The sequence below is a fragment of the Leifsonia sp. Soil_N53 genome, from assembly GCF_057655165.1.
In genome coordinates this window covers 447,185-455,900 of the sequence record NZ_JBDGMM010000064.1, presented here as the reverse complement: position 1 = coordinate 455,900, position 8,716 = coordinate 447,185, and the positions used below count along the sequence as shown (strand labels likewise).

General features: G+C 70.8%; 7 protein-coding genes. 4 read left to right on the top strand and 3 right to left on the bottom strand.

The genetic code is table 11. The features are described from left to right. Positions 1–299: 299 nt before the first annotated feature. Together AC3A3H_RS15670 and AC3A3H_RS15665 are read left to right on the top strand one after the other, a co-directional pair. Positions 300–512: a hypothetical protein gene (locus AC3A3H_RS15670; protein ID WP_487615460.1), complete on the top strand. Its 213-nt coding sequence runs from the start codon at positions 300–302 to the stop codon at positions 510–512. Between the two features lie 63 nt (positions 513–575). Then, positions 576–1,619: an acyltransferase family protein gene (locus AC3A3H_RS15665; protein ID WP_487615459.1), complete on the top strand. Its 1,044-nt coding sequence runs from the start codon at positions 576–578 to the stop codon at positions 1,617–1,619. 88 nt (positions 1,620–1,707) lie between these two features. Here the strand turns inward: AC3A3H_RS15665 and sucB are convergent, their stop codons facing one another. From sucB to AC3A3H_RS15650, 3 genes are all read right to left on the bottom strand, one after another. Next, positions 1,708–3,150: a 2-oxoglutarate dehydrogenase, E2 component, dihydrolipoamide succinyltransferase gene (gene sucB / locus AC3A3H_RS15660; protein WP_487615458.1), complete on the bottom strand. Its 1,443-nt coding sequence runs from the start codon at positions 3,148–3,150 to the stop codon at positions 1,708–1,710. Positions 3,151–3,215: 65 nt separating this feature from the next. Further along, entirely contained in the window at positions 3,216–4,589 is a 1,374-nt protein-coding gene (lpdA, locus tag AC3A3H_RS15655) for a dihydrolipoyl dehydrogenase (protein ID WP_487615457.1), read from the bottom strand. A gap of 103 nt (positions 4,590–4,692) precedes the next feature. Then, positions 4,693–6,174, bottom strand: a complete 1,482-nt coding sequence (locus tag AC3A3H_RS15650; RefSeq protein WP_487615456.1) for a leucyl aminopeptidase — start codon at positions 6,172–6,174, stop codon at positions 4,693–4,695. Positions 6,175–6,292: 118 nt separating this feature from the next. On the opposite strand from AC3A3H_RS15650, the gene AC3A3H_RS15645 reads away from it, so the two are divergent. Both AC3A3H_RS15645 and AC3A3H_RS15640 read left to right on the top strand, forming a co-directional pair. After that, entirely contained in the window at positions 6,293–7,237 is a 945-nt protein-coding gene (locus AC3A3H_RS15645) for a proteasome assembly chaperone family protein (protein WP_487615455.1), read from the top strand. A gap of 61 nt (positions 7,238–7,298) precedes the next feature. Then, positions 7,299–8,639, top strand: a complete 1,341-nt coding sequence (locus AC3A3H_RS15640; RefSeq protein WP_487615454.1) for an MFS transporter — start codon at positions 7,299–7,301, stop codon at positions 8,637–8,639. Positions 8,640–8,716: the final 77 nt, after the last annotated feature.

Here is an 8,716-nt window from a genome sequence, read left to right as displayed (position 1 = left end):
ATCCGACGGCGGTCCGCCCCGTGAGCGACCGCGTTGGGGTCGCCGGGGCGCCGGCGGTCGGGCCCGTGAGCCGCCGCGATGGGGTCGCCGGGGCGCCGGCGCTCGGGCCCGTGAGCGGCCGCGATGGGGTGGACAACACGTCGGCGGTGCGTCCCGGGTCTCGCCGTGATCGTGTCGCCTTGCCGCCGCCTCTGGATTCCCGCTCCAGCAGTGACGGTGTCACCGGACCGCCCGCCGTACGCCCTGGGCGCCGCCGGGATCGCGTCGCTGCCCGGCGCAGTCCACCATCCCTCGCAGCGTTGCCGCGCGACCGGCCGCGGGAGAGTGCTCTCCTGGCCGCGATCGAACGGCTGCTCGATCTGCTGGGCGACCGTCCGATCTCCCTCGCCCTGGCGACGGCACGTTCCTGGATCGCGGCGCGGCCGGTGCTCGCGGTCGTCGCAGGCACGCCACCGGCTGTGGCGGTGCTCCTCCTGGTGGTTCTCCCCGACCCGTCGGGGACCTCGGGCTAGACTGCCGAACCGGGGATCATCGCCGCGATGCGGCCGGGTCAGGGGAAGCGGGGTCGATCGAGAGTGGCGAGCACGAAGGTGCCGGCGGCGAATGGTGCCCCGAAGCCGCGGTCTGCGGCGATCGACGCCGTGCGGGTGCTCGGCGTCGTCGCGATCGTCTACGGTCACGTGTTCGGGCTGAACTTCCTGCGCAGCAGCCTGTTCATCTGGCACGTGCCGGTCTTCTTCGTGCTGACGGGCTACCTGTGGACGGCGAACCGGCCGCTCCTCACCGAGGTGCGCAAGCGCACGCTGACGCTGCTCGTTCCGTACTTCGCCTGGCTGCTGATCATCCTGTCGCCGTTGGTCAACGACCTCATCCTGCAGGGCAGGGTCACCTTTCCCCTGGCGACCGCCCTGCACGGTGGCGCGCAGCTCACCGGGCAGTTCGCCGCGTTCTGGTTCGTCACGGCGCTGTTCTTCGCCGCGATCTACCTGCGCCTGGTAGAACGCCTGCCCGAGATCGTGCAGTGGGCGATTCCGCTGGCCGCGCTCGCGGCGCTGTGGGTCTTCCACGTGCCGTTCCAGCAGCTGCCGATGTCGGCGGGTGTCGCGGTGCCGTGCCTGATCTTCGTCCTGGCCGGGCGGCAGTTCAAGCGGGTGCGCGGGCGGATTCCGCGACCCGGCCTGGTCGGGGCCGGTCTCCTCGTCGTCGGATTCGCGCTGGTCGCGACGAACGTCGTCCCGCCCGTCGACCTGAAGCAGTCCGACTTCGGGATGCCGGTCGTCACCGTGCTGGTCTCCCTGGCGATCTGCGTCGGGCTGATCCTGGTGGCGGAGGAGACGGTTCCCCGGCTCGGGCGAGTGACGGGCGCAGTCATCACCCGGCTCGCGCTCACGTCGTTCATGGTGATCCTCACCCACGCCGTCGTCATCCAGGCGCTGCGTCCGAATGCGCCGCTGGGCTCGCCGAAGATGTTCCTGGCGGCACTCATCGTGCCGTGGATCCTCGCACTGTTGGTCAATCTCACCCCGCTGTCGCGCATCCTCATCGGTGTGCCGATGTCCCGGCTGCGGTCCCGGACGCGCGCTCGCACCCGCGCGGAGTCGCTCGACACGGCGCGCTGACGCGGCACGCCCGACACCGCGGCCTCACCTACGCAGAACGGCCCGGCTCCTCAGGGGAGCCGGGCCGTTCCAGGTCAGGTCAGATCGTTCAGATGCCGAGGCTGCCCTCGAACGCGCCGCCCTCGAGGCGGTTCTTGACCGCGACGAGGAAGCGCGCGGCGTCGGCGCCGTCGACGATGCGGTGGTCGTACGACAGAGCCAGGTAGACCGTCGACCGGATCGCGATGGAGTCCGTGCCGTCGGCCGTGATCACGACCGGCTTCTTGCTGACGATGCCCGTGCCCAGGATCGCGACCTGCGGGAGGAACACCAGCGGAGTGTCGAACAGCGCGCCGCGCGAACCGGTGTTGGTCAGCGTGAACGTGCCGCCGGCGAGCTCGTCCGGCTTGAGGTGGTTGTCGCGGGTGCGCTGGGCGAGGTCCGCGATCTCACCGGCGAGGCCGGCGATGTCGAGGTCGGACGCGTTGCGGATGACCGGCGTGAGCAGGCCGCGCTCGGTGTCCACCGCGATCGAGATGTTCTCGTGGTCCGGGTAGACGATGCTGTCGCCGTCGACCGTGGCGTTGATGACCGGGTAGGCCTTCAGCGCCTCGGCGGCCGCGAGGGCGAAGAACGGCAGGAAGGAGAGCTTCGTGCCGGTCTTGGCGAGGAAGTCGCTCTTGACCCGGTCGCGCAGGGCGGCGACCTTGGTCACGTCGACCTCGACCACCGTGGTGAGCTGCGCGGTCGACTGCATCGAGATGACGGCGCGCTCGGCGACGACCTTGCGGAGGCGGGACATCTGCTGCGTGGTGCCACGAAGTGGGGACACCTCGACCACGGGGGCGGCGGCAGCGGGAGCTGCGGCGGCCGGAGCGGCGGCCGAGAGGATGTCCTCCTTGCGGATGCGTCCGCCGACGCCGGTGCCGGTCACGCTCGCGAGGTCGACGCCGTGCTCGTTGGCGAGCTTGCGCACGATCGGGGTCACGTAGCCGGAGGTGCCGGCGTGCGCGCCGCCCGACGCGGCGGGAGCCTCGGCGGCCGGAGCGGGAGCAGGGGCAGGGGCCGGAGCGGCAGCAGCGGCCGGAGCCGGAGCGGCAGCCGGAGCCTCCTGAACGGGAGCAGCGGCAGGAGCCTCCTGAACGGGAGCGGCAGGAGCCGGCTCAGCGGCGGGGGCCGGCGCGGCCTCAGCGGCCGGAGCCGGAGCAGCCTCAGCGGCCGGTGCCGGAGCAGCCTCTGCCGGAGCAGCAGGCGCAGCCTCAGCAGCAGGCGCCGCCTCAGCAGCCGGCTCCGCCTCCGGCGCACCCGCACCGGAGCCGTCGCCGATGGTCACGAGCGCAGTGCCCACCTCGACCGTCTCGTCCTCCTGCACCAGGATCGCCTCGATGACGCCCGCGACGGGCGAGGGGATCTCGGTGTCGACCTTGTCGGTCGAGACTTCGAGCAAGGGCTCGTCCACCTCGACACGGTCGCCAACGTTCTTCAGCCAGCGGGTGACCGTGCCTTCCGTGACACTCTCGCCGAGTGCCGGGAGGCTGACGGATTCGCTCATGAGCTTCTCTCCTTCAAAACCTGATCGTTCAGTAGCTTATTGCAGCCGCTCGCGCGGCGGACGCGTTAGAGGGTGTGCAGCGGCTTGCCCGCGAGGTACAGGAAGGCCTCGCCGAGCGACTCGTTCTGCGTGGGGTGCGCGTGGACGAACGGGGCGATGTCCTCCGGGTACGCCTCCCAGTTCACCGCGAGCTGCGCCTCGCCGATGAGCTCGCCGACGCGCGCGCCGATCATGTGCACGCCGACCACCGGGCCGTCGTTGACGCGGACGACCTTGACGGTGCCGCTCGTGCCGATGATCTCGCTCTTGCCGTTGCCGGCCAGGCTGTAGTCGTAGCTCGTGATCGCGTCGGCGCCGTACTGCTCCGCCGCCTTGGCCTCGCTGAGGCCGATCGAGGCGACCTCGGGGTCGCAGTAGGTGACCTTCGGGATGTTGACGTCGGGGACGACGATCGGGTTGAGGCCAGCGATCTCCTCGGCGACGAAGATGCCCTGCTGGAAGCCGCGGTGCGCGAGCTGCAGGCCGGGGACGATGTCGCCGACGGCGTAAACGCCGGGGATGTTGGTCGCGAGGCGCTCGTCGGTGATGACGAAGCCGCGGTCGAGCGTGACGCCGACCTCGTCGTAGCCCATGCCGGCCGTGAGCGGGCCGCGGCCGACCGCGACGAGCAGCAGCTCGGCGTCGACCGTGCTGCCGTCCTCGAGCGAGACGACGACGCCGTTCTCGTTCTGGGTGACGCCGGAGAACCGGACGCCGAGGCGGTAGTCGATGCCGCGGCGGCGGAAGGCGCGCTCCAGCGACTTGCTGATGGTCTCGTCCTCGTTGGGGACCAGGTGCGGGAGGGCCTCGATGATCGTGACGTCGGCGCCGAAGGACTTCCAGACGCTGGCGAACTCGACGCCGATGACGCCGCCGCCGAGCACGGCGACCTTCTTGGGGACGAAGTCCAGCTCGAGGGCCTGCTCGCTGGTGATCACGCGGCCGCCGATCTCGAGGCCGGGGAGGCTGCGCGAGTAGGAGCCGGTGGCGAGGATGACGTTCTTGCCCGTGATGGTGTCGTCGCCGACCTGCACGGTGGTGGGGGAGGTCAGCTTGCCCTCGCCCTCGATGACCGTGATGCCGCGGGCCTTCACCAGGCCCTGGAGGCCCTTGTACTTCTTGGCGATGATGCTCTGGCGGTACTCGGTGACGCCGTTGATGTCGATGCCCTTGAGCTCCGTGACGATGCCGTACTTCGCCGACTCCCGCGAGTAGTCCGCGACCTCGGCCGCGTGCAGCAGCGCCTTGGTCGGGATGCAGCCGCGGTGCAGGCAGGTGCCGCCGACCTTGTCCTTCTCGATCATGCCGACGGTGAAACCGAGCTCGGCCGCACGCAGCGCTGCTGCGTAGCCTCCACTCCCACCGCCGAGCACCACAATGTCAAAGTTCTGCTCAGACACCCAGCTACTCCTCGCGCATCAGGATTCGTGACACGATCCTGCCCCGAGGGATGGCTCGAGGCAGGCGTTGCATGGGCAGGATTTTCCTGCCCATACGACCCTACTACCTCCGGGAAAAGTCCTCGGCCAAACGGATGAGCGCACGTACGCTGACGGCGGACGGGCCCTTGCCCGTGAACCCGTACGGCGCCGACGGGCCCTTCGCCGGGCCGGCGATGTCGAGGTGCGCCCAGGGGATGCGCGGCGCGTCGTCCTCGTCCGAGGTGCGTCCGACGAACTCCTGGAGGAAGACCCCGGCCAGCAGCATCCCGCCGGCGGTCACGCCCGGGTTGGCGTTGGCGATGTCCGCGACGTCGGAGTTGATGGTGGCGCGCAGCTCGCTCGCGAGCGGCATCGGCCAGAGCAGCTCGCCGGAGGCCTTCGCGGCGGCGATGACGTCCCCGACCAGGTCGTCGGAGCCCATGATCGCGGCGTAGCGCGTGCCGAGCGCGACCACCGCGGCGCCGGTCAGCGTCGCGACGTCGACGATCGCGTCCGGGTGCTCCTCGCCCGCGACGACCAGTCCGTCCGCGAGGACGAGCCGGCCTTCGGCGTCGGTGTTCAGCACCTCGACCGTCCGGCCGCCGCGCATGCGCAGCACGTCGTTCGGCCGGATGGCGGAGCCGGACGGCATGTTCTCGGCCAGGCACAGCCACGCGGTCACCCGCACCGGCAGGGCCAGGCGCGCGGCGGCGAGGGCGACCGCGAGCACGGTGGCCGCGCCGGTCATGTCGTACTTCATCCCCACCATGCCGGAGGCCGGCTTGAGCGACAGGCCGCCGGAGTCGAACGTGATGCCCTTGCCGACCAGCGCGAGATGCTTCGCCGCGCTGGCGGGCGCGTAGTCGACCTTCACCAGCCGCGGCGGGCGCACCGAGCCCAGGCCGACGCCGAGGATGCCGCCGAAGCCCTCGGCCTCCAGCCGGCGCTCGTCCCAGACCTCGACGGTCACGGGAAGGCCCTCCACGGCCTCCTCCACCCGCGAGGTGAACGACGCAGGATAGAGGTCGATCGGGGGAGTGTTGACCAGGTCCTTCACGAGCGCGGCGGCGCCGGAGACCGCGACGGCCCGGGCGACGAGAGCCTCGCTCTCCGCCGACTCGCCGACGACCTCGATGGTCTCCACCGGGGCCTTGACGCCGGCCCGGCTGGCGGACCGGTAGTCGGTGAACGCGTACGCCCCGAGGGCCGCGCCCTCGAGCACGGCGCCGAGACCCGCGTCGTCGTCGACGGGCACGTCGATCGCGACCCGGCCGACTCCCGCGAGCTGGCGGATCGCCGTGCCCGCCGCGTAGCGCAGCGCGTCCTCGTCCACCGGCTCCGGGAGGCCGACCACCGCGAGCGCCGGGCCGCCCGCCGCACCGGGCAGGCGGACCAGATCGTCCCTGCCGCCGCCGAAGCCGACCGCGCGGAGCTCCTCGCCCAGTCCCTCGCGCGCCGAGGCGGAGAGGACGGCGATGCCGTCCGCGCCGGAGCGAGCGGCGACCACGAGGACGTCGGCGGCAGAAGAAGGGACGGGAGTGACGCTGAGCGCGGGAGGGGTCATGTCTCGACCCTATCCGCTCGGCCCGGCGCGGAGCCGGAGGCCGCCTGTTCGCTGTGGGCGTGCTGCGAGCGGCCCTCTGCGCCACGACCGGGTCGGGTGCTCGGCCTAGAGTTGACATATGCGAGACCCGGGCGAACTGTACGTGTTGAATCCGGCACTGGCGGTGCCGGAGGGCCTCCCGCTGATCGCGGGGCTCACCGGGTTCGCCGACGCCGGCTCCGGCGTCAGCCAGCTCGGCACCTACCTGCTGGGCACGCTCGACAGCGAGGTGGTCGCGACGTTCGACGCCGACATCCTGCTCGACTACCGCGCCCGGCGCCCGATCATCTACTTCGACCAGGACCACCTGGCCGACTACCAGCCGTCGACGCTCAAGCTCCACCTGGTCTACGACGAGTTGCGCCAGCCGTTCCTGTTCCTCTCCGGGTTCGAGCCCGACTTCCGCTGGGAGGCCTTCACCGATGCCGTGCTCGGGCTCATCGAGCGCTACAAGGTGAAGAGCGTCACCTGGGTGCACTCCATCCCGATGCCGGTGCCGCACACGCGGCCGATCGGCGTGACCGTCAGCGGCAACCGCTCCGACCTCATCGAGGGGATGTCCATCTGGAAGCCGCAGACCCAGGTGCCGGGCAACGCCCTCCACCTGCTGGAGTTCCGGCTGCAGAAGCTGTCGTACCCGATCGCCGGGTTCGTCCTGCTCATCCCGCACTACCTCGCGGACACCGAGTATCCGGCAGCCGCGATCGCGGGGCTGGAGAGCATCAGCGCCGCGACCGGCCTGATCTTCCCGACCGACCGCCTGCGCGAGGAGGACCGCGAGTTCGTGGCCAACATCGACGAGCAGGTCGCGGGCAACTCCGAGCTCGCCAAGCTGGTCGGCACGCTGGAGGAGCGGCACGACACGTACATGGAGGACACCCAGCTGCGTTCGCCGCTGACCGACCGCGACGGCGAGCTCCCGAGCGCCGACGAGATCGCTGCGGAGCTGGAGAACTTCCTGGCCTTCCGCCGGCACGGCGACGACCGCCGCGGAGACGACGAGAACCCGCGCGGGGAGCGCTGACCGGCCGTCCGGTCCCGCGCCCGTCGCGGTGACTCCGCTGCGGCTGGAATAAGATCGTGGAGTGAATTCGCGTCGGTCCTGGGTCATCTTCGGGATCGGAGCCTTCGCCTACCTCGTCGCCGTCATGCAGCGCACGAGCATCGGCGTGGCCGGTGTTGCGGCGACCGACCGCTTCCACGTCTCGGCTGCGGTGCTGTCCTCGATGGCGGTCGTCCAGCTGATCGTCTACGCGGCCATGCAGGTGCCCGTCGGCGTGCTGATCGACCGCGTGGGCTCGCGCGCCCTGATGATCGCGGGGACCGCGCTGATGGTCGTCGGGCAGGTCACGGTCGCGTTCGCGCCGACCATCGCGCTCGCCATCGTCGGCCGCATCCTCGTCGGAGCGGGAGACGCGACCGTGTTCACCTCGCTCATCCGGCTGGTGAACTCCTGGTTCCGCGGCCGGATCGTCCCGCAGCTCTCGCAGTGGATCGGGAACATCGGCCAGCTCGGCCAGGTGCTCTCGGCGATCCCGTTCGCCCTGCTCCTCCATCAGTCCGGCTGGACGACCGCGTTCCTCAGCGCCGCGTCGGTGTCGGTGGTCGCGCTGGTCGGGATCGTCGCGGCCATCCGCGACCGGCCGGTGGGATCGAGCGAGGCGCCGCGGCCGGCGACCTGGCGCGAGTCGATCCGCCAGCTCCGGATCAGCCTCGCCCGGCCGGGCACGCAGCTCGGGTTCTGGTCGCACTTCACCACGCAGTCCTCCGGCACCGTGTTCAACCTGCTGTGGGGGCTGCCGTTCATGGTGTTCGCGCTCGGCATCGATCCGGCAGAGGCGGGCGGCCTGCTCATCGTGTCGGTCGTCGCCGGCCTGATCGCCGGCCCGATCCTCGGCGTGCTGACCGCGCGCTTCCCGCTGCGGCGCAGCAACCTCGTGCTCGGGATCGTCGCGATGATGGGGATCGTCTGGGCGCTCGTTCTGCTGTGGCCCACGACGCCGCCGCTGTGGCTGCTGGTCCTGCTGCTCGTCGCGATCGGGATCGGCGGCCCCGGCTCGCTGATCGGCTTCGACTTCGCGCGCACCTCCAACCCGCTGCACAGCCTCGGCTCCGCCAACGGCTTCGTGAACGTCGGCGGATTCCTCGCGAGCTTCGTGATGATGTTCCTGATCGGGGTCGCCCTCGACGCGCAGAACACCGCCCACACGGTCGCCGGGCTGTACGCGCTGGACTCCTTCCGGTGGGCGTTCGCGCTGCAGTACGTCATCGTCGGGTTCGGTGTGGTCTTCCTGGTGCGCGCCCGCCGTCGCACGCGGCGGCGGATGGCGGAGGAGGAGGGAATAGAAGTGGGCCCCTTGTGGGTTGCATTGGTTGACGTTTGGCGCAGGCGGGATGGTCGGGAACCTGGCGAGAACGTGCAATAATTGATACCTGGACCCGTTCATGTCCTGGGGTCGGAGCACTCGATGGTGCCCGGCGCGACAGCCCAAGACTTGACATG